Raw genomic sequence first — 22,415 nt, 5'->3', positions numbered from 1 at the left:
AAGTTGATCTATTTTACAACGTGTTAATCCAAGAATTCGCTGCAATTCCAAAAACAATTTGTATCACGCTGATGATGAAAAAGACAATAAAGCAATTTACAACTCTTCGATTGGTGGTTTGATGCATGGATAAAGATGATTTCACGTAAAACATGCTGCCCAATATTCCTATACACACACCGAAAATCCCCGAAAATAGCAATCCTATAACCAAGCTGACCACGACAAAAGCCCAACTCCAGCCCGGAACTTTACTCACAGGAACATAAGGTTGATTGGACCCAAGATATACACCGTCCACAGCTAAATCCGCTTTGTTGCCAATGACAACAACATTTACAGCTTTTTCTTTCAATTTAATAGGAAAATCAATCAAGTTCAAAAATGCATTCTGGCTTTTAACCTTCTGCTCGCTTCCATTCACAATAATTCTCCCGCCAGTTAAGCTACGCTTGTACTCAATAGTATATTGAATACCTTGATCTTCTACGTTCCATTTTGCCATCGCTAAACTCCTCTCAAATTTTAGGGGAGCCCTAAATATACTCCCGGCATTTCCTGATTATGTACCATAAAAATCATAACATAAGTCGCAAGTTAAATAATGGAAAAAAGGCCGCTGATCAGCGGCCTTTGAATCTACTTTATTTCGTATGGAGTTAGTTTCTATGTCCAATTTTGGCCTTATAGGCAAGTGAATACTGGTCAGCCGCTAAAATTGCATCAAGCACATCATCCGCTGTGACAGCAAATGGTAGATTGTGAGCAGTTTCGCCTTCTTTGGTAGCAGCCTGAGCTACCCGGTACAAATCCTCCCGGGAAGTTTCCTGTAGCCTAATGTCTTCCAGCGTGACAGGCAGATCGAGTTTTAGATAAAAGTCAATATACCGCTCCACCTCGGACAAAGGTCTTTTTTCCAAGGCAAGCTGGACTAAGGTGCCAAAAGCTACCTTCTGACCATGTGTCAGGTGATGAATATCTCCTTCCAGAACGGTAAAACCATTGTGAATTGCATGTGCGCCTGCCAAACCGCCGCTTTCAAAGCCCAATCCACTTAGCAACGTATTCGCCTCCACTACCGCTTCAAGCGCAGGTGTGACGACTTTGCGTTTCACGGATTCGTAAGCCTGCAGTCCGTAATCGAAAAGAACTTCCTCACACTTGGACGCAATGGCTTCTGCCGCCAAGGTTGGCAAACCACCAGCCATTGTCGTTGCGCGAGCTTCAATGACCGCACGGGCTTCAACCCACGTCGCCATGGCATCTGCAATGCCTGAGGAGAGGAACAAAGGCGGTGCTTGAGATATGACTTTTGTGTCCACCAGGATCAGGCTCGGATTTTTACTGAAAAAGGAATACGTATCAAATGCACCTTCGTCGGTGTACAAAACAGATAGTGCACTAGTAGGGGCATCTGTAGAAGCAGTCGTTGGAATAATCACAACTGAGGAACCGAGAAGTTCATTTACAGCTTTAGCGGTATCCAGCGTTTTACCACCACCTACACCAATGACAATATCAACCTGGGCGCTTCGTCCCTGATCCGCAATGCGGTTGACTTCATTTTTGGAGGCTTCCCCTAGAAATTCAATTTTAACTGCTGTAATATCAGCCAGTTCCAGACTTTTTACCACGCGGTCGGCTGCAATCTCCCAAACCAGCTTGTCCGCAATAACCAAGGCAGTATGGCCTAATGGCTTAACATACTCACCTGTTTTATCAATCACATTTTTCCCTTGCACATATTTACCTGGACTAATAAATACTTTTTCGCTCATTATTTAACTCTCCCTTCCAAGTTTGTACAATTTCTATTATACGGCTGAAAAGGCACACATCTCAATTTCAAAACCAAGATCTTCAATCATTTGATGATCAAATGTGACCTCTTGGCCTTCTGTCGTTAAATAATCTCCAACAAAAATTGAATTCGCTGCATACAGGCATAACGGTTGTAATGAGCGTAAATTCAACTCTCGTCCACCTGCAACGCGTATTTCTTTGGATGGACAGATGAATCGGAACAGTGCCAGCACTTTCAAAGCTTGGATAGGTGATATTCGCTTTGCTCCCTCCAATGGGGTTCCGGGGACTGGATTCAAGAAGTTAACCGGAATAGAGTCAGCATCCAACTCCCGTAAGGCATAAGCCATTTGAACGATTTCCTCATTCGTTTCCCCCATCCCGATAATAACGCCAGAGCATGGAGACATTCCGTGAGATTGTGCCATTTTCACAGTTTCGACGCGTTGATCGTATGTATGTGTGGTTGTAATCGAGGGATAGTTGGCCTTACTTGTATTTAAATTATGATTGTATCGATGTACCCCAGCCTCTGCCAACCGCCGTGCCTGATCTCCCTTGAGAATCCCTAAGCAAGCGCAAATTTTGAGTGGCATTGTGTGAGTAATTTCTTGTACAGCCTCAATCACCTGATCCAGCTCCCGATCTGTTGGGCCCTTGCCCGAAGCTACGATGCAATACGTCCCTGCTCTCCGTGCTACTGCTTCCCTAGCTCCAGCCAACAGTGATTCCTTGTCCAACATACTGTACTTGTTCACAGGCGCCGTGGATACGATAGATTGTGAGCAATAACCGCAATCCTCCGGGCACAAGCCACTTTTGGCGTTCATGATCATGTTGAGCTTTACTTTTTTTTCGTAAAAATGGTGTCGTACTCGAAATGCAGCTTGCATAATCGGTAATAACTCCTCATCGTCGGCTTCCAGTACCGCTATACCTTCTTCCAGCGTAACATGGCTACCATGTATCGCTTTTTCAGCCAACGAGCCCCATTCTATAACCTTGTTTTGTAAATTCATACTTCTTGCCTCCCAAAATTTAATGATCATGTAAATGGATAAAATTTTCAGCGTAGAGGAAATTCTTTTCTTATTGTCAACCTAAAAATTATAATGAGGTTGACAATAACACGAACATCATATCAATTCATGTCCTTTCTGTAAAGAAGACAAATTAAAAAGCGACCCCACATCTTTCAAGGTCGCTCTCCAAATTTATTCCGTTATGAGACTCCTGCTTCTTCCACGACGAAAGGCTGTTTTATCAGCCGAATACGTGAAATCCGCTTGTTTTCAACCTCTTCTACCGTGAACATACATCCCTCAAACACTACAGACTGGCCAGGCTGTGGGGGAATAACCTCGACATGTGAGTATAGCCAACCCCCTACCGTATCATAATCCTCATGATCAAGATCCAGTCCAAAGCGGTCGTTCACTTCATCAATTAATAACATGCCGTCAATGGAAAATTCCTCGTCATTAATCTGCTCACAACTCGGACGTTCCTGATCGAACTCATCCTGAATTTCACCAACGATTTCTTCCATAATATCTTCCAGCGTTACCATACCCGATGTACCGCCATATTCATCAATCAAAATTGCGATTTGCGTCTTGCTACGCTGCATGCGTTTGAGCAGATCACTAATTTGTGTAGATTCAGGGACAGCAAGAATCGGTCGAATCATCGTACGGGTATCCAGTGTGTTCGCCCGCAGAAGGTCCTTAATATGGATAAAGCCGATAATATGGTCCTTATCTTCGGCGCAGATTGGATAACGGGTTCTCATGCTTTCCGTCGCAATCGCGAGATTTTCTTCTGTGGACTCATTACTGTATAAGCAGATCATCTCAGTTCGCGGAATCATGATTTCCCTGGCGGTCGTGTCGGTAAAATCAAATATATTATCAACAAGCGCCAATTCCGTATTATCAATTAGTCCGCTCTTATTGCTTTCTTTCATCAGAATACGTATTTCATCCCCCGTATGCGCGGAATCATCATTTTCGGATACCGGCTCCAGACGGAATAAACGCAGCAGGCTGTTCGCCATTCCATTTAACGCCCATATGAATGGATACATCAACTTGTAAAACCAAGTCATCAGCATGGCTGAATACAGCGTAATGGTCTCAGATTTACGAATAGCTATCGTTTTGGGCGCCAATTCACCCAACACAATATGCAGAATCGTAATGACAATAAATGCAATAACCACGGCAGTACCGTGCACATATACCGCTCCTAATCCAGCGGCTGTAAATACAGGTTTGATCAAATGTGCGATGGCCGGCTCTCCGATCCATCCTAGTCCCAACGATGCTAGTGTAATACCCAACTGGCAGGCAGACAAATAAGCGTCCAAGTTGTGTAACATATTGGCGGCGTATACGGCCTTTTTATTGCCCGCCTCCACCAAAGTCTCAATACGGCTGCCTCTGACCTTCACCATGGCAAATTCCGCAGATACAAAAAAACCATTCAATAGTACTAATGCAAAAACAATAAATAAGTTAAACATACTCGGTAAAGGGTCACTCAATATGCTCCCCATCAGCCGTCATTACGGCAGACAGGCGCACCTCCTTCGGATAGTTTCATCATAGACAGAACGATAACACATCATAAGCAGCGTCAACTTCCCAACACATTCACTCCTTCCGGCTTCCAAAGCCATATTCCGCATAAATGATTAGATTATTCATCAGCTTATATTTAATTATATAACTATACTCTATACAGTCAAACCACAAGCAATGTCAGAAAAAACAGCTCCACTATCATTTAGGTCGTAAAGCTCTCGTTTTCGCCGCTTACCACCAAGAAAGCTACTATATTTGAGAAAGATTATAAACAAAATACATCCCCTGCCGTCTGGCAGAGGATGTAGACTCATATATATAAAGGCATCAGCGAACCGGGGATGCACCCGGATTCCCGATGACGCCGGGATATTGGTACAACAATGGCTCATCAAAAGTAGCATAGTCCAGATTCACCATCAGCAAAATCGTCCGCTTGCCCGTAGCCGGATCACTGATAATAATGTGGTCACGACCCGCTGCTTCCAGAATACCTTTGAATATTTTCGCATTCCATTCCCGGTTATTTTCATACGTCATATAAAAGGTACCTGTTTTACCCAAGTTCAAGCGCAAAATGTTTTCAATATATGATTGCTCAAATTGTGGAGTCTGGCTCTGTACCACCATACCAGCCGGTGTCATCGCACTACCGCTGTTAACCTGAGGGGGGAAGGTGCTGATGGGCTGCATAGTTCCGACCGGATTCATCCCTCTGGGCCATTCGGGATACCCGCTACCAGCAGGATAAGAAACAGGACGGTAAGCTTGCTGTGAAATCATGTAAATTCCTCCTAAAATGGTTTTAAATTATTCAAACTCATGTTGAAGCGTTCTAATAGACGGCAGGACAATCCTGTACAGACGGGCTAAAAAAGCAATGGGCTTTAAAACGTCCGGTATTGGTCTGGTTATACCAGGTGTTCGGACAGTCTCCTGCCGGTCTGAAAAACCATAATGCATTGGACGCCGGGCGTATTTTTTCCCCATTAATGACACGACGGGCAAGACGAATGTCACGGTCACGGGCTCTTTGATAAAAGTACCCCTTTTGGGTAGCTTCAAATCCGCCTGGACTTTGAAACACCATATCGTTCATAAGGCGAATCCCCTGAAAATCCAGACAATTGCCCAAAATCCTATTTACTCCGACATTGCCAACCATGAGCATCCCCTGCTCTCCTTCTCCTTCGGCCTCTGCCCGCATCAATCGGGCGAGTGTCCTTACATCCTCTGAGTTGGTCTTGATTACAGCCAACGCGTCCCCTCCTCGCTTCTCCATCACATACCCTATCATATGGTACAAATGCCCAATGGGTGACAGTCCAGAAAAACAAAAAAAATAGCCCCAAAATTGGGACTACTCATTTAGGCTTTTACTACGGCTCGTAAATCATTTTACGCGTCATGCCACCATCTATTACCAGATTCGTACCAGTTACAAAATCATTGCCGGGTTGTGTCAAATACAGACAGGCCCGTGCGATGTCCTTAGGGATTCCTACTCGCCCAGACGGATGCTGTTGATGGTCTTCTGTACGCAATTGCTCATAATCCCCGGTTTCAATCCACCCTGGACTGATGCAATTGACCTGAATCCCGTCCTTTCCTAGTGATATGGCCATCGCGTGCGTAAGGGCCACAATGGCTCCTTTGGATGCCGCGTAGGCTTCTGTATTCGGCTCTGACATGAAAGCTCGTGTAGAGGTCATATTGACCACAGAGCCACCTTCTGCGTTTCGTTTCATCACCTTAGCTGCTTCCCTAGTGGCAATAAAACAGCTGCGTACGTTAGTATCAAAATGTCATCCCATTCTGCTAGCGTTAACTCATATGGAGATTTCCATTTGGATACGCCTGCGTTGTTAATTAGCGTATGAATCGTGCCGTATTCTTCTACCGTGGCACGGATTAGCGCCACAATATCTTCTTCCTTCCGTACATCACAAGGAATAAAAATGGCCTGATAGCCCTCGTTCCGGGCTACTGCAGCGGCTGCGGCACCCTCTTCCTCATTGTAGTCCGCAAATACAACATGGGCACCCTGAGCAGCGTAGGCAAAAGCGACCTCTTTCCCAATGCCATGCGCCGCTCCTGTTACAATAACAACTTGTCCCTCAAATGACACGAATCATTCCTCCTCTGAACTACTCTGTTCTAGTATATATGTACCAAAATGTGCTGAACAAGAAACATCTACAGCCCCCTACCCTGGTTTCTTACAGAAGGCTGTAAATGAATCCAAAAATAATTAGACTGAATTCTACATTTTAACCTGTTCCAAGCTATAGCGATTAAGACGCTGAAACCCGATATACCTTGTACCCTGAAAAGTAAGCCGTCCCTCATCCCCTTCAGCGCATTGACCATATTCTTCCCCAGATACCTTAAACTCCATCCGGTCGCCACTTTCCACTTCGAAGGTTACGTAATAGAAAGTATAGGTGCGAGTCCCTTGTTCCTCCTGCCGCCTCTGTTGGAGATGTGTCCTTCTGGCCGTAATTCGGGAACCGACCGTCAGTACAGGCTGCCTTTTATTCCGACTCCATTCCATGACTTCCCTGCCTGCAGACAACACGACAATACCCAACACGACAACGAAAAATACGGGCAGTACCGTGCCCAGCCAATCGAACATCCATAATGATTCAAAACCCATGCACCGCACTCCTCTCCGCCAGGCATTCCACAGGGAAACGACCGGGCATCCTGACCTCACCTAAGCTTTCCATAACAGTATATGTATGTTCCTGCCCAAATTTGATAGCAACCCTCAAGAACGCCAAGAGCCCCCACGGAATAATCCGGGAGGCTCAAGATATGGCGATATCAGAATGATTCATTGATTTACACATGTACAAGCTGGAGATAACGTTGTGTTTCATCCAGAGCTTCATGATCTTCGTCTTCAGCGTAACGCTCTGCACACTGCTTGCAGTCCTCTTCAGTCGTGCAACCATAGGCATCCTGGCAAGTATAACAAAATTGTAGGTAGTATTGGGTTAACATATGATCCTGATTCGCTCTCATGATTATCACTCCTATCGTTGTTTACAGGTTTAGTATAACAGCGGCTTATTCGTTAGTTTGTGATTTTTTTCACATATAGTCGTATAAAATTTAAATTTTTTAAAAATAAAACGCCCTGAGAAAAATACCCCAGGGCAATCACCTTTATAGCGATTATAAAATTCTCCAGTTCGCACCGCCGTCCGTCGTTTTCAGCAGCAGTGACTTCTTGTCATCAAGGCGTTCCAGAAGCAGCCAACCCACCGAAGAAGAGGCGAAACGGAGCTTGACCGATCGTGGGTAGTCTTTTAGCTTCAAGGGTAGCACTTTGTTGCCTGTGAGACTTGTCCACGTCTTCCCCCCATCCAATGTACGGGTCAATCCGGTTTCGGTTATGATCCACCCTTCCTTTTCGTTTAGAAACGTACGGTCAGGGATAATAGAATTAATGTTGCTACTCAGACCCAAAGATACATCGCTCCATTGGGCCCCTGTATCATTTGTAAACAGTCCATTATATTTTGTGCCGTTAACCCCAGAGCAAAGAACTGGAATCCAATACGAGGTACTGCTCCCTTTCAGAGACTGCTGGGCTTCTGCTTTGGCCTGAGGGCAGCCCTGAATTCTGTTAGCTACCGGCGTCCAGGTTTTCCCTTGATTCAAAGTCTTGTACAACTTAACACTGTTATCTAGATTGATCGCTACAAATCCCTGCTTGTTGGAAGAAAAGCTCATCCCGGCCAGACTGCCCCGATCGGGTAAACCTGAGCCTGATTTGTTGGATGTCATACCAGAACTTTGCGCAACTTTATTCCACGTGGCTCCACCGTCAGTGGTGTGATACAACAGTTTTTGTTGATCCTGCTCATTCAGTTTTACATATGCCATGATCCAGCCAGTAGTTGGATTTACATATTGGATCGAGCTCACATGATCCCCGCTTGGAAGCGCTGAAACATCCCAGCTCTGTCCTCCATCTGCTGTTCTCAGAATGACGGTTGCTGTTTTGTCCAAATTTTGGCGGACAACCCAACCGTGACGCGAATCAGTGAAACTGATGTCCTTTCCATATTCAAGTTTGTCTTGAAATTGGACGTTTTCGGAGGGGGAAATATTATTCCATGTCTTTCCGCCATCATGAGTATCATAAAGTCGGAGCTCATTATGGGTAACTCCCCAAACTAACCCTTTATTATTATCAATCAAATGAAAATCCGCTATTCGCGTCTGAACTACATATTTGGCGTTGGGATCGCCCACCTTTGGAGTCACTGGTGGATTAATAGTAATCGTCTGACCCTGATCATCAGGTTCCTCAATCGGAGGTTTTGTTAACGTTTCTGGGGCTTCAGCAGAACAGGCAGTCAGCAGAATACCTATCAGCAGTAGTACTCCCCCCAAGAGCGCACGCCAGCGCAGTTTCATATAAAAATCCTCCCTCGATGGCATGCTGTAATCACGTGCCAAAAGCTTATCTGAAACAGAATTATACCATAAACGCCTCTATGTGACACATTTCGCGTAATGACAAAAAAAACCGGCCCCTTCACAAAAGTGCAGGATGCCGGCTTTTTATACTAAAATTTATTAGGATTTACGGTTCAACAAACTTTTGTGGTATCCATAGAAGAAATAGATCAGCAATCCAAGCAGGAGCCACACAATGAATCCAATCCAGGTGCTAATATGAAGCTGAAGCATCAGACCGATGCAAACCAACGCACTTAAAAGCGGGAGCAACGGAACCCACGGCACAGTAAAGCCTCTTTTCAAATCAGGGCGTTTCTTGCGCAGAACGATAACCCCTACCGATACCACAGCAAAAGCGAACAGGGTTCCAATACTCGTCAAATTGGTCAGTGCATGTAACGGGAACAATCCACTAGCCAATGCGATAATACTACCTACCAGCCAAGTGCTTCGAATCGGTGTTTGAGTTTTGGCATTTATTTTAGATAAAAAAACGGGTAAAAGACCATCACGTGACATGGAGAAAATCAACCGTGTTTGACCAAACAACAGCACCAGTAAAACGGTGGTCATCCCCGCAATCGCTCCGACTGAAATCAATCCGGCTACGAAATCCTGATGAATAAAACGGAGGGCAAACGCAACAGGATCACTTACCCCCAACTGCGTATAAGGTACCATTCCCGTTAGCACAACTGAAACGGCAATGTACAATACCGTGCAGATCGCAAGAGAAGAAATAATGCCGATGGGCATATTCCGCTGCGGATTGCGAACTTCTTCGGCTGCAGTTGAGATGGCATCGAAACCCAGATAAGCAAAAAATACGATTGCCGCAGCACTCAAAACACCAGAAAATCCATAAGGCAAAAATGGTGTCCAGTTGTCAGGCTTAACATAAAAGATACCGATTGCAATAAATAGCAATACAACTCCGACTTTAACACAAACCATTATTAAATTGAATCGAACCGTCTCCTTGGCTCCGAGACTCAGTAACAGTGTGATGAGCATAATGATGCACACGGCTGGTAGATCAATAATGGTTCCCTTGGTCGAATCGAAGGCTGCGGTTAAAGCCAGCGGTAAATGTATATCAAATCCAGCCAGCAAGCCTTGAAAGTATGCAGACCATCCACTACTCACAGAGGCGGCCGCCACTCCATATTCCAGAATCAGGTCCCAACCCAGTACCCAGGCCAAAATTTCTCCAAATACAATATAACTATACGCATAAGCGCTCCCAGCTGCGGGAACTGTAGATGATAGCTCCGCATAACATAAGGCTGCTAGTACGCAGGCAATACCTGCAATAACAAAGGAGAGCATCAATCCAGGACCTGCATTTTCTGCTGCTGCCTTGCCAGTAATAACAAAAATCCCGGTACCGATAATACATCCTACACCTAGCATGGTGAGATCAAAGGCACCCATTGTTCTCTTTAAGTGACCTGTAGATCCGCTTTCCTCATGCGGGAGCAGTCCTGTTTTTTTTCGAAATAAGTCCATATGCCGAATCCTCTTTCCATAATTTCATACGTCAATATCGGTGCTGCAACGCTTTAGTGCGTGTTCTTATCATTCGATTAATTATTAGCGAGCTCGCCTTTGAAGTCAAGGAAAAATGTCATATTTCTTTGCGGTGGGTAAATATATACGGTACACTAAGTTGGAAAGATAAATTTTTAAGTAATACCCCAAAATGAAAAGGTATACAACCCGAGAAGGAGATGAGGATTTTATGAGCTTAAAACCTTACAAACGAAGTAGAGTGGCCATTGTCGGCATGGGAGCGGTTGGCACAACAACCGGCTATACCCTACTACTGCGCCAACGCATGTCAGAACTTGTCTTTATTGATGTCAACGTCAAAAAGGCGAAGGGGGAAATGCTCGATATGAATCATGGGCTTCCCTTTCTCGGTGGTGTCAAAGTGTGGGCGGGTGATTATGAAGACTGCCGTGATGCAGATATCATTATTGTTACAGCAGGCGCTTCACAAAAGCCGGGAGAAACGCGCATTGATTTGCTGAAGCGTAATGCCGAAATTTTTGAAAGTATTATTGATAATATTGTCAAGGTCAATACACACGGCATTTTGCTGATCGCAACCAATCCAGTGGACATTCTCTCCTACATCTCTTGGAAACGCAGTGGTTGGCCTTCAAGTAGAGTCATTGGATCAGGAACGTTGCTGGACAGCGCACGCTTCCGCTATTTGATCGGGAAGCAAAAGGGCATCGATCCACGAAGCATCCACGCTCATATTATTGGAGAACACGGTGACTCCGAGTTACCTGTATGGAGCACAGCCAACGTTGCTGGAACTCCGCTTGAACTGGGTGAAGAAACGAAAAATGAAATTTTTGAAAATACCAAGAATGCTGCCTATGAAATTATAGATGCTAAAGGCGCAACTTCTTATGCTATCGGGCTGGCTCTCGACCGAATTGTAGCCGCCATTCTCGGAGACGAGGGGTCGGTACTTAATGTGTCCACCTTGCTGGAAAATTATAACGGAGTATCTGACGTATATTTAGGCGTTCCAAGTATCGTAGATCACAATGGAGTACGTGAAATTTTGGATCTTCCGCTCAATGACGAGGAACGTGCAAAGTTGCTTCAATCTGCGGACAAGCTGAAAGATCAAATTAGCAAAGTTCATGTGTAGATCGGGAACATAAAAGCTAAACAAAACTGGCCTCCACAGCGGTAATATCCGTTGAGAGGCCAGTTTTTTAGTCGTTATAATGTAAAAGTTCAGTTTGTCGTCCTGTTATGCATTCAAATTACCAAGGTGGCGTATCGCCATCCACATACTCATTTTCATGCTGACGTTTCTCTTTTAGCCGCTCAGCCACCGTTTCAAACGATTCAGGTTGAAGCAGCTCAATCGGTGAAAATCCCTTTTCAAACGTAAATGCGTCACCTTCAATAATAAGTGCATATCGATCATGAAGTTTCGTGATATGCAGCTTGGCGCCAAAGTCGGACAGTAGCCCACGCACGGCCGTATCATCTAGTTTGAAACGCACTTCAATCTCTGGTTTCAGCTCGACAATATGCTGTGCAGCCTCTACGACTTGAAGGGGTTCCCATTTCCCTTGCAGATCCCGCTTTTCGCTCGCCGCCCACAATTCCAGATCGCGCTCTTCCTGCTGTCTTTCCTCATTAGATGCATCCGGCCATTTGGTTTCTACGTAATTCTGAACGAAGCCCATGACATGCTCATTGACGATTTCCGGCATGGATTGCTCATAGGTCACGAATTTCAAAAAATCTTCAAAATACCGGGCATGCGAAGACTGGTGAATTTTAAGCTCCCACTCATCGTTCATCCCCTCCTCAAGCATGTAAGGATACATGATGGATTTCATATTACGGGCAGAAATAGCCATTTCGACCTCACTCACCAGACTGCTTTCAGTAATTCTGGCAATTTTAGGCTCGAAATCACATTTAAGCACAAAAATAAACGGATCATCCGAGTGTGTATTCAAGGTTGCCTGTACAATGATCAGCGCTCCGCCGCGTACTGCGCTCGTATCCAGATACATCCGCACCAGATCGTCACAAGCATTTTTAAAATCTTCCTTATCCTCTGCTGCCCGCAGTCGGGCGAACATATTAAAATTCGGATTACTGCTCAATTCATGCTCCGGTTCGACGATAAAGCGGCCGATTTTGGTCGGTGCCTGCTCTGTGCTGGGATTTTTTTCAACCTTCCGCTTGCTAATACGAGTAAATTCCCCGTCCAGAAATTTTTTAACATCGCTTTCGTCATAATCGTAGTCGTCCATCGTAGCGTAATGCTTATAGGACTTACCACCCTGTCCTTCTTTTCCATCTACCTGAATTACAAAAAAAGATAAAAAATCCACTTGAAAGTTCATTTACGTTCCATTCGCTCCTTTTCAGGCATGTACGCGTAATTATATCACTATGATTTTAAAAGGTACATCGGATTCAGCCGCCTATTATTAAGATAAATATTTTTAGTTAACATAATATTTATTATGTAAATTAATTTTTCGGTTAGATATCATTCCTAATTCACAAGTTTAAAGTGAGTACTTTTACTACTATTCTATTTCACGTTCTTAACGATCATTGACCTCTTTATTTTCTATGCTCTACTTTCTTCATGATTCAAAAAACATTTGACTAAATAGTAGTTAATTTATTATATTATCTATTATTACATAGACAAAAATATTTTTTGTTTATTTAAAATGACATCTCAAGGATCTTGTACCCTGGAAAAGGAAAGGAGAGTTTGTAGTTGTTTAATAATCCATATATAAGGACCATAATCGCCTCCAATGCGCTGCTAAATTTGGGCATTTGGGTGCGCAACTTTGCCATACTGTTGTATGTAACAGATTTGACTCATAATGATCCCGTATACGTGTCGCTCATTTCAGTTGCTGAATTCATGCCTATTTTTCTGTTCGCTATCATTGGAGGAACATTCGCGGACCGTTGGCGGCCCAAACGGACCATGATTAGTTGCGATTTGCTGTCCGCTGCCTCTATTTTTATTGTCTTGTTGGCATTATGGTACGGGTCATGGCAGGTGCTTTTGCTGCCCACTTTCTTTTCGGCCATTCTATCTCAATTTTCTCAGCCGTCTGCGATGAAGATATTTAAGCAGCATGTAGCACCAGAACAGCTTCAGGGAGTGATGGCCCTTTTTCAATCTCTCATGGCATTATTTATGGTTATCGGCCCCGTTATCGGTACATCTATTTATCAATACTTTGGAATTTTCATTTCAATGTCTATAACCGGAATATTGTTTCTCATCTCGGCGCTTGTCCTGACTCGTATTCCACAAGATGAACAAGCACTTGAGATAGATGATCAACCCCCTCATTTCATTCAAGAGCTTAAAGAAGGAATACGTTATGTATGGAATAACCGCACACTTCGCACGCTTGGGGGAACATTCACCGTAATTGGGCTAGCAGTCGGACTTATTCAACCATTAATGGTTTTTATCGCCATCGAGAACCTTGGACAAAACAAGGAATTCCTGCAATGGCCATTAATGGCGAACGGAGCGGCTATGCTGGTGGGAGGCGGTCTGATTATGGGGGTTGCCAAAAAAGTACAGCCGCAATTACTGCTGGTGGTCGGACTTTTGGTCAGCACACTGACAACATTTGGAGTCGGATGGTCGCACAATATTGTGCTGACCATGGCACTACAAGTTTTTAGCGGCCTATTTTATCCTTGCATTCATATCGGTATCAACACAATGATGATGAAAAACGCCGAAGCTGCTTTTATCGGCCGCGTCGGTGGTGCCCTCTCTCCCCTGTTCTCCGGGATGATGGTCGTCGGTATGAGTATTGGCGGAACACTCAAACACGAATCCTCCCTGAACACCGTATATACCGTGAGCGCCGGCTTGTTTTTGGTCGGAGCGACGCTGTTGTTAGCATTGCTTCGTGACAGGCGGCCTGTACAAGCTGTCATAGCCGATGATTCTGAATAGCAGCACAAGAAGCCGCCCCTGGAGAGGTGATATGCCATCCTCCGGGGCGGTTTCTTAATGTTTGTATCATAATTTCAGACGGATTATGACTCTCTTCCTTCATGCTGTCTTTTCCACAATCGTGCATCCAGGCCGTTATCATCCAACAGCTCATCATGTTGTCCCTGCTCCACGACCATTCCTTTGTCCAATCCTACAATACGGTCTACGTTTTGTATCGTTTTGAGGCAATGAGCAATAGCGATGACCGTTCTACCTTGGACAAGGCGGTTAATAGCCTGTTGAATATCCTTCTCATTATCATTTAATAGATAACAAAACTTTATTAGATATCGAGTATACATAATATATATTATGTTAATCTAATGAACACCATTGCAGCGAATTAAAGAAGTCGGACTTGACTTCAACGCCTGTCCAATCGTATAGTATGGTTATATCTTCAATTAAGGGAGAGATTTTGATGTCGGTGAACGTTCTTAACTAAGCAATTGCATATTCAGGGAGTATCATCAGGCGCTTGTACCCTTCGGGGACAGGTTTGTTTGTTGCCGTGTTGTTACCCTGATATTAGTTAAGAACATGCGGATATCATAGATCGCCTTCGGGATTATCTTCATCTAGGCCCTATTCCGTGCTGTGTTCAGCGCGGTTTTTTTGTTTTCAGATTTTGTAACTTCCCTTTAAACGTCTTCCTTTCACGATCCCAATAGCTTAGCAAAGAACTATTGCGTGAATGAATTGGAAACACGGAACTCGGAACTACAAAAGCTGAATAACAGGCTTATTTGAAGATAAATTCCCTCTTTCCTTAAGGGCGGAGAATGAACGTTTTGTTCATTCTCCGCCCTTTTTTATTTTAACAGCAAGGTTTTCTAAATCCTTACACCACACAACCAAAGGAGAGATTTATTCATGAACGAAACTACAATGCTGCGTTTGGAATATGATCAAATTAAAACAAGAGTTTCTGAATGTGCTTTTTCTTACCTGGGTAAGCGTCACGCTGCTACTATGCGGCCAATTACTGATATCCGTACCATTAAGATTCGTCTTGACGAAACGAACGAAGCGTTACAGATCATTCGCCACGGAGCAAGCGTTCCTGTTCCTTCGTTGGAAGGTATGGAGCACATTCTTCAACTGCTCGGAACCGGGTATATGTTCAGCGAGCGTGATTTTTCTCATATGGCTCAATTCATTCGAAGCTGTAATCAACTGATAAAATATATGCATTCCAAGGCGGACGCTGCTCCAACCGTCAGCGCTTATGCATCTTCCATGTATAGCATGGAGCCACTTTTATCCGAAATCGAAAGATGTATTCATTCGGGACGTGTGACGGATATGGCCAGTAAAGAACTAGCTAAAATTCGCAAAAAAATTGCGGTTACTGAAGAACGTATCAAGAGAAAACTTGACTCTCTCACCAGCCGTCACCGATCCATTATGCAAGAAAATATGATTAGTCAGCGCAATGGCCGTTACGTGCTTCCAATCAAAAAAGAATTCCGTAAACAAGTGAAAGGTAATGTACTGGATGAATCAGGAAGTGGTCAAACGGTTTACGTTGAACCTGCCGAGATTACGAATCTGCAATTTGATCAGAGCGCGAACATGGCAGAAGAATCAAAAGAAGAAATGAAAGTGCTGGGAGACCTGACGGCAATGGCTGAGTCATACAACCGGGAACTAAGCATCAATACAGAGACAGTAGGTGTATTGGATTTTTTATTGGCAAAAGCCAAATACGCCATGACTCTGGATGCTATCCCTGTCGAACTTAACCTTAACGGGATTATAGACATCCAAGGTGCACGTCACCCGTTGATGTCCAATACCATGGTACCGCTTGATTTCTCAATTGGCGAAGGATATTCCTCACTCATCATCACCGGACCGAACACAGGCGGAAAAACGATGGCCCTCAAAAGCGTCGGTCTTTTAACACTAATGGTGCAATCTGGGCTACTGGTACCTGTTTTGCATGGCAGCCGAATGGCTGTATTCGAGGAAATTGTGGTAGACATCGGGGATGGACAAAGCATTGAACATGCTTTGAGCACCTTTTCTGCACACATCCGCAACATGATTAGCATATTAGAGACAACAGGCAACTCTACTCTGATCCTGATTGATGAAATGGCATCCGGCACCGATCCGGGAGAAGGAGTAGGTCTCTCTATCGCGTTGCTAGAAGAATTCCATCGTCGCCGGGCGACAGTAGTGGCTACAACGCACTTTAGCGAAATTAAGCATTTTGCTGAAAATACACCGGGATTTCAGAATGCTCGTATGGAGTTTGATACCGAAACGCTACAGCCTTTGTACCGACTTCGCATTGGAGAGGCCGGAGAAAGCTACGCATATGCAATTGCCCTGAAGCTGGGCATGTGGACACGTATTATCGAGCGTTCCGAGGCCATTTCTGCGGGCAGAGCATCTCAAAATACACAGGAATCGTTTGTTATTCCCCCTTGTGTTGATGATGAAATGTCTGATGATGCAAATAAGTCTCTTCCTAAAAAAGCGGCTTTTGACGATACAGCCACAAAACGGAGGAAACAAGAACTTCCTCTCAAAACCAAGCCATTTGCCCTTGGTGATAGTGTTTATGTAGGCTACCTGGATCGAACTGGAATTGTATACAAAACTGAGGATGAACGGGGGAATGTCGGAATTTTGATCCAAGGACAAAAACTGAGCATTAACAAAAAGAGGCTCGTCCTTCACATCGCTGCTACTGAACTGTATCCTGACGACTATGATCTGGATATTGTTTTAGAAACCAAGGAAAACCGCAAAAAACGGAAACTGCTGAGACGCAAGCATGTCGAAGGAGTGATGATCGAATCTCCCCCAGAAAATGAAATATAGACGCACCGGTATATTCTCAACTGAAAAATAAGCTATTTTTATATTGTCAGTGAAACTTGAATCTGCAAGCGGACACTTAACAAGAGCGATCCACTTGCAGATTCTACCACAACGAAAAACATAATATATATTATGTAAACTAAACGGTTTCCCTCTTATTTGTATTACTCAATCCGGCACTCATCGAATAATCACTTTTGTTATCATTCTAACGTTAGGATACAAAGGCATCTTATGCTTAGATTTGTAGGATTCAAAAAATTGATAGGGATGTTCTTCTTTCATGAGAACGCCCTCATTTAAATTAACTACCATAGTACCAGGTTCAAATTTATTTCTTTAAATAAATTTGTGTTAGCTTTCGTCAAGGCAATATCATACTAACCTTTAATTCACCATTGCTTTCCAGCTTATTTTGAATTATTCTAATGCTAATCATAAGACGATCATTAAAATAAGGAGGCTAGTCTATTGAAGAATGCTGTTGAAGAACTGGCGAGAATCATCGAGGATTATGAAAAAGAATTTTTTCGATCACAGAACATGAATTTAATGCCAAACCGTTCTCGGAGAAATGGTCCAAAAAAGAAATACTAGGACATCTATGCGACTCCGCTTCTAATAATCATCGAAGATTTATCATGATTAAGCATTCAACATCCCCTATCAAAATTGAATCGTATGCGCAAAATGAATGGGTGGCAGCTAATCAGTATCAGGAAGTGTTCTCTTACGTGGATGTCATACATCTATGGAAACTATTGAATAAGCAAATCATAAATGTTTTAAACTCATGTACATCATTCGATTCTAAGAAAAGATTTCAAAAAGATGACCACTCCACCGAAACATTACAGTGGCTAGTTGACGATTATATTCAGCATTTGCGGCATCATTTGGAACAAATCAATCAAAAACAAGACTAACGCTATGAAAAAGAATACTACGTTCATGATTGTAATGACCTAATGCCGTTGATGTGATTTTCAAGTCAGGATGTAATTCTGCCCAATGAGTTTACATAATTATTATTATGTAAACTCATTTTCATTTAATCTCAACTTTCACGCTGTACTTATAATCCTGATATTGGTATCTGAATATCCAGCTTATCCATTGCTTTTTCTTTTTCCCGATCAGTGACATGTGTGTATACTGTGGTTGTCTGAATGGATGAATGCCCTAGCAGCTCCTGTACGGTACGCAGATCTGCTCCCTTACGCAATAGCATTGTCGCAAATGTATGTCTCAGCTTATGGCTGGAATAAGCCTCCCGGCGTTCTATACTCTTATCTTGCTGGAATCTTTCGAACGTTTCTGTAGCGATCTGTTGAATGGTGCGCACTGCCAGACGGCGACCTTTTTGGGATACAAACATCGCATCCTCTTTACCTCTCCACGGCGTCAATCTTTCCTCCAACGCATGCTCCACAAAATCACACACGGCTTCCGGTACCGGGAGAGTACGCCACTTACGTCCTTTACCGAACACATCTAAGGTACGTCTTTCTCGACTGTAATCCGAGACATTCAATGAGTGAACCTCCCCCACCCGCAATCCCATGTAGACCATCAGCAGAAAAATTGCCATATTACGATTTGCATATTTCCCTTCCACCGCAAGCAAAAACGGATGAATATCCTTTTCATCCAGATAGACGGGCATACGATTCTTTTCAGTCTTTGCTTTTTTAATTCCCGCTGCCGGATTTGTGCTGCATAACTCAAATTCCTGTAGCGCTTTAAAAAAACTGTTCACCGCTGCATGCTTCCGGTTCCGCGTACTATCTCCGGCGCCTCCTTCCCGCGCTTTAGACAAATACGACATAACATGAATCTTCTTCACCTGATCGAGTGGTTTATCACGCAACGTGCGTAAAAACTGCTTCACATCCCCTATATAATTTTTTTGCGTATGTATCGTATATCCAGCATCCTTCATCCAAATCAAAAAAGCTTCCAGCTCCTCAGTATATATTTCATCAATTTCTTCTGTTGTATCGAGCTCCACATGTCGCAACTCTTTTTTCATCCCGCTCGCCTCCAATTCAGTTCATATTCCGAAATATACTGTAAAACGATCATTTTCGTCTGATTTTTATCGACAATTCAATCGACATCTTACGCAGGAGAGATTCCAAAAGTCGTTTTAAACCTAAACAGCGTATAATTTATATTATACGCTGTTTTTTAAACGCTTTTCAAGGGTAAATAGAGCGTTTTCCCCCTTATTTAGCAGCCGAGCGAAAGCATTTAGCATTAAAAAAACGCATAAATGCGGTTCATATTCGTTATAATTTTGTTCGCCAGTAACCAGAAAGGCACTACTACTTTATAGCAGTGTCAGAATTTGAGGACCATCCTCTGTTATCGCAACTGTATGTTCATATTGAACACAAATCGAATGATCTATTATTCGAGCTGTCCAACCGTCATGTTCCACACAAGAACCCCAACTCCCCATGATAGCCTTTAAATCAGAAAACATGAGACAGTCAAATTATATACATTAAGTTAATTGCCCCTAATCCCTTGTTATCGCCAGCATCAGGAAGTATATCTAAGAACTCATGGGGTGAGTCGCTGTCGACACGGCATGGATGATGAGAAAAAGTAATTTGCAGTCTAGCTCCGTTTTCCCTTGATCATTCAGCACGATATACTTAAAGAAGTCGAAAGGCAACCTTATATTCGACCTATGCTCATTTCAAAAATGTAGGTTTATTCATGACAAAGGGAGTGTTCATTTATTTATGAGTACCGAAATGCTGGAACGTCGAAGTGAAATTCTAAAACGAAACATCCATCAATTGCTGGTTCAGGAAAATCAACACGGCGTGACACGTCAGGAAAATTACACGTTGCATAAAATGATCAGAGAGCTGCATCAAACCTCTCATGCCTTGAATACTTCCCGTTGAGATGAAAGGCTGCTAATCAAATGAAAAAATAACCTTCAGCCCCACTTCTCCTTAGTGGTGTTGAAGGTTATTTGTTGTGTGTAGCCTTTAATTGACAGGTAGTACTCTTTCGGATGTTACCCTTTGGAGCGACTCAGCAGATATAAGAAGTATGGCGCACCAAGAATGGCTACAATCAAACCTGTCGGAATTTCTTTCTGTAAAGGTAAAGATCGTGTGATCGTATCCGCTACAAGTACCAGGAGTGCTCCGACTAAAGCACAGGTTACCAGCAACATTTTATGCTTCGGGCCCACCAGCTTTCTCGCCAAATGTGGAGCCACCAAACCGACAAAGCCGATACCGCCACTAACCGAAACACTAGAACTGGCCAATCCAACCGCAGCAGCCAGAAGGAGAATACGTTCCTTTTCGATAGGTGTACCCAACCCCGATGCGGTCTGATCCCCCAGATTAAGCACATTCATCACATTTGCTTTGTAGTATACAAAAGGAAGTAATACAATCAGCCAAGGCAACAGAGCCATTACGAATTTCCAGTTTGAGCCCCAGATGCTTCCTGCTAACCAATTAGCTACAAACGTGTAGCTTTCAGGTGTCAGCTTAAGAGTCATAATGATCATCGCAGCACTGATACCCGCCGCTACACCAATCCCGCTCAGCAGTAGCCTTGTTGGGGAAATTCCTTCGCCTTTCTTGTAAGAAAGCGCGTAGATCAGAATAGCAGCTGCTCCTGATCCAATCAGCGCAAGAGCGGGAAGTAAAAACAATGAATTCGTAGTTTGCATAGATGGAAAAAGCAATACAAACAGCATGACCATCAGCCCGGCGCCCGCATTAATCCCCAGAATACCAGGGTCCGCTAGACCGTTACGCGAAACTCCCTGCATAATGCAGCCAGAAACAGCGAGGCCTGCACCGATTAGAAGGGAAATAACCATTCGTGGCAATCGGAATTCAAATAGGATTAATTCCTGCTGTGGAGTCCCTTGCCCAAACAAGGTTCTAAATAGCTCCATTGGCGAAAGTCGGATGGTTCCCGTATTTGCACTTATGGTGAACGCAGCAATGAGCAATATGAGCAGAATGACAACAACCATCCAATCATGGATTTTTTTACGATGACTAGCTTTGGCAATAGCCCCATTCGTAACGTTATTCATTTTACAGTGCCCTCCTTTCCTTACGTGCCAGATAAAGGAAGAACGGAACCCCAATTAAGGCAATAAGTACACCCACTGGTGTCTCCTCAGGCGCATTAATCATACGGGCTGCCAGGTCGGCAAACACAATGAGTAAAGCTCCCATAATGGCCGAGCACGGAATAATCCAGCGATAATCGACGCCAACCAGCTTGCGGGTTATATGGGGAATAATCAATCCCACAAAACCTATAGAGCCAACCAATGACACCGCTGCACCCGCCAGAATCAGAACAAGAATCATCCCGACTACCTTTACCACCCCAGTTCGCTGACCAAGACTCAATGCAATTTCGTCTCCCAGACTAAGCAGCGTAATGGAGCGCGACAACATGAGAGCGCCGATAAAAGCTGCCACAACCCAAGGCAAAACTATACCGAGCTGAACCCACTTGGTTCCACTAAGCCCTCCGGCATACCAAAAAGCCAAATCCTGTCCAACATTAAAGTACAAACTGATCGCATCACCTAAGGCAGACAGCAATGCCGTGACAGCTGCACCCGCCAATACAAGACGAACTGGCGTGAGACCTGATTTGGATATAGAACTTGTACCATATACCATCACAACAGCCAGAGCTGCACCAACGAAGGAATACAACATTAATTGTAAAAAAGAAGAACCCGGAAAAAGTGCAAAGCAAATCGCCATCGCCAAGCTGGCTCCCGAGTTCAGTCCAAGCAAGCCCGAGTCAGCAAGTGGATTTCGAGTCATTCCTTGCATAATTGCACCTGCAACGGCAAAGCAAACACCGATTAAAACCCCACCCAGAATTCGAGGTAGACGGATTTCCCAAATAATTTGATGGTTTTGCAGCTCGGGTTTAAAATGAAAAACAGCGTTCCATACCTCTTCTAGCCTAATAGAGGCTGCACCAAAAGATAGGGATAGCGCGATACCGAACGCTAAAAGTCCAAGCCCAACTGTCAGGATAAGCGTAGCCGCCCAAGGTCGCGAGTGGAATTGAGTCGGCGACTGGTTATGTTTACTTTGAGCGGGGCCATCTGATGATTCTGATAATTTCATAACTATTGTTCACCCTTACTG

General features: G+C 43.9%; 20 protein-coding genes and 3 pseudogenes. 6 read left to right on the top strand and 17 right to left on the bottom strand.

Features of this window, described 5'->3' with window-relative positions; translation table 11 throughout:
- Positions 1–13: 13 nt before the first annotated feature.
- From ACWA2B_RS14270 to ACWA2B_RS14220, 11 genes and pseudogenes are all read right to left on the bottom strand, one after another.
- Positions 14–505 carry a hypothetical protein gene (locus tag ACWA2B_RS14270; protein WP_029517506.1) on the bottom strand — a complete coding sequence of 164 codons (492 nt, stop codon included), beginning with the start codon at positions 503–505 and terminating at the stop codon, positions 14–16.
- 154 nt (positions 506–659) lie between these two features.
- On the bottom strand, positions 660–1,778 hold the full coding sequence (locus ACWA2B_RS14265; protein WP_069011790.1) for a glycerol dehydrogenase: 1,119 nt from the start codon (positions 1,776–1,778) through the stop codon (positions 660–662).
- A gap of 36 nt (positions 1,779–1,814) precedes the next feature.
- Positions 1,815–2,822: a biotin synthase BioB gene (gene bioB, locus ACWA2B_RS14260; protein ID WP_069011788.1), complete on the bottom strand. Its 1,008-nt coding sequence runs from the start codon at positions 2,820–2,822 to the stop codon at positions 1,815–1,817.
- Between the two features lie 203 nt (positions 2,823–3,025).
- Positions 3,026–4,327: a hemolysin family protein gene (locus ACWA2B_RS14255; protein WP_176715738.1), complete on the bottom strand. Its 1,302-nt coding sequence runs from the start codon at positions 4,325–4,327 to the stop codon at positions 3,026–3,028.
- A 388-nt stretch (positions 4,328–4,715) separates the two neighbouring features.
- Positions 4,716–5,171, bottom strand: coding sequence for a spore coat protein GerQ (gene gerQ / locus ACWA2B_RS14250; RefSeq protein WP_029517502.1), 456 nt, complete (start codon positions 5,169–5,171; stop codon positions 4,716–4,718).
- 52 nt (positions 5,172–5,223) lie between these two features.
- Positions 5,224–5,646, bottom strand: coding sequence for a cell wall hydrolase (locus ACWA2B_RS14245; RefSeq protein ID WP_029517501.1), 423 nt, complete (start codon positions 5,644–5,646; stop codon positions 5,224–5,226).
- Between the two features lie 121 nt (positions 5,647–5,767).
- A pseudogene (locus ACWA2B_RS14240) lies at positions 5,768–6,516 on the bottom strand (SDR family NAD(P)-dependent oxidoreductase).
- A gap of 135 nt (positions 6,517–6,651) precedes the next feature.
- Positions 6,652–7,047 carry a DUF2500 domain-containing protein gene (locus ACWA2B_RS14235; RefSeq protein ID WP_013371386.1) on the bottom strand — a complete coding sequence of 132 codons (396 nt, stop codon included), beginning with the start codon at positions 7,045–7,047 and terminating at the stop codon, positions 6,652–6,654.
- A gap of 188 nt (positions 7,048–7,235) precedes the next feature.
- Positions 7,236–7,418: a hypothetical protein gene (locus tag ACWA2B_RS14230; RefSeq protein WP_029517499.1), complete on the bottom strand. Its 183-nt coding sequence runs from the start codon at positions 7,416–7,418 to the stop codon at positions 7,236–7,238.
- A 153-nt stretch (positions 7,419–7,571) separates the two neighbouring features.
- A complete protein-coding gene (locus ACWA2B_RS14225) occupies positions 7,572–8,822 on the bottom strand; it encodes a WD40/YVTN/BNR-like repeat-containing protein (protein ID WP_340932307.1) in 1,251 nt (416 codons plus the stop codon).
- 162 nt (positions 8,823–8,984) lie between these two features.
- Positions 8,985–10,376, bottom strand: a complete 1,392-nt coding sequence (locus tag ACWA2B_RS14220) for an amino acid permease (protein WP_069011782.1) — start codon at positions 10,374–10,376, stop codon at positions 8,985–8,987.
- Positions 10,377–10,608: 232 nt separating this feature from the next.
- Between ACWA2B_RS14220 and ACWA2B_RS14215 the strand changes: the two genes are divergently transcribed.
- A complete protein-coding gene (locus tag ACWA2B_RS14215; RefSeq protein WP_069011779.1) occupies positions 10,609–11,538 on the top strand; it encodes an L-lactate dehydrogenase in 930 nt (309 codons plus the stop codon).
- Positions 11,539–11,656: 118 nt separating this feature from the next.
- Here the strand turns inward: ACWA2B_RS14215 and ACWA2B_RS14210 are convergent, their stop codons facing one another.
- Positions 11,657–12,760 (bottom strand): DUF3900 domain-containing protein, encoded by a 1,104-nt coding sequence (locus tag ACWA2B_RS14210; RefSeq protein ID WP_069011777.1) that lies wholly within the window; start codon positions 12,758–12,760, stop codon positions 11,657–11,659.
- A gap of 389 nt (positions 12,761–13,149) precedes the next feature.
- On the opposite strand from ACWA2B_RS14210, the gene ACWA2B_RS14205 reads away from it, so the two are divergent.
- Positions 13,150–14,367: an MFS transporter gene (locus ACWA2B_RS14205; protein WP_449292313.1), complete on the top strand. Its 1,218-nt coding sequence runs from the start codon at positions 13,150–13,152 to the stop codon at positions 14,365–14,367.
- Positions 14,368–14,450: 83 nt separating this feature from the next.
- Here ACWA2B_RS14205 and ACWA2B_RS14200 read toward each other — a convergent pair.
- A pseudogene (locus tag ACWA2B_RS14200) lies at positions 14,451–14,669 on the bottom strand (ABC transporter ATP-binding protein); the annotation flags it as partial.
- Between the two features lie 613 nt (positions 14,670–15,282).
- Here ACWA2B_RS14200 and ACWA2B_RS14195 point away from each other — a divergent pair.
- From ACWA2B_RS14195 to ACWA2B_RS14185, 3 genes are all read left to right on the top strand, one after another.
- Positions 15,283–17,244 (top strand): endonuclease MutS2, encoded by a 1,962-nt coding sequence (locus ACWA2B_RS14195; RefSeq protein ID WP_342434194.1) that lies wholly within the window; start codon positions 15,283–15,285, stop codon positions 17,242–17,244.
- 471 nt (positions 17,245–17,715) lie between these two features.
- Complete coding sequence (locus ACWA2B_RS14190; RefSeq protein ID WP_449292312.1) at positions 17,716–17,841, top strand: hypothetical protein; 126 nt, start codon at positions 17,716–17,718, stop codon at positions 17,839–17,841.
- Positions 17,835–18,170 carry a DinB family protein gene (locus ACWA2B_RS14185; protein ID WP_449292362.1) on the top strand — a complete coding sequence of 112 codons (336 nt, stop codon included), beginning with the start codon at positions 17,835–17,837 and terminating at the stop codon, positions 18,168–18,170. The genes ACWA2B_RS14190 and ACWA2B_RS14185 overlap by 7 nt, the downstream gene beginning before the upstream one ends.
- Positions 18,171–18,319: 149 nt before the next feature.
- Here ACWA2B_RS14185 and ACWA2B_RS14180 read toward each other — a convergent pair whose 3' ends face one another.
- Both ACWA2B_RS14180 and ACWA2B_RS14175 read right to left on the bottom strand, forming a co-directional pair.
- Entirely contained in the window at positions 18,320–19,276 is a 957-nt protein-coding gene (locus tag ACWA2B_RS14180; protein WP_029517491.1) for a tyrosine-type recombinase/integrase, read from the bottom strand.
- 300 nt (positions 19,277–19,576) lie between these two features.
- A pseudogene (locus ACWA2B_RS14175) lies at positions 19,577–19,699 on the bottom strand (type I methionyl aminopeptidase); the annotation flags it as partial.
- Positions 19,700–19,997: 298 nt separating this feature from the next.
- Between ACWA2B_RS14175 and ACWA2B_RS14170 the strand changes: the two are divergent.
- Entirely contained in the window at positions 19,998–20,165 is a 168-nt protein-coding gene (locus tag ACWA2B_RS14170) for a hypothetical protein (RefSeq protein ID WP_007432475.1), read from the top strand.
- 116 nt (positions 20,166–20,281) lie between these two features.
- Here the strand turns inward: ACWA2B_RS14170 and ACWA2B_RS14165 are convergent, their stop codons facing one another.
- Positions 20,282–21,328: a FecCD family ABC transporter permease gene (locus tag ACWA2B_RS14165; protein WP_069011774.1), complete on the bottom strand. Its 1,047-nt coding sequence runs from the start codon at positions 21,326–21,328 to the stop codon at positions 20,282–20,284.
- A 1-nt stretch (position 21,329) separates the two neighbouring features.
- On the bottom strand, positions 21,330–22,394 hold the full coding sequence (locus ACWA2B_RS14160; protein ID WP_103049184.1) for a FecCD family ABC transporter permease: 1,065 nt from the start codon (positions 22,392–22,394) through the stop codon (positions 21,330–21,332).
- Between the last annotated feature and the right edge of the window lie 21 nt (positions 22,395–22,415).

The organism is Paenibacillus sp. CMM36, from assembly GCF_053570945.1.
The sequence above is the reverse complement of the archived record's forward strand: the minus strand, read 5'-3'. Positions and strand labels throughout refer to the sequence as shown.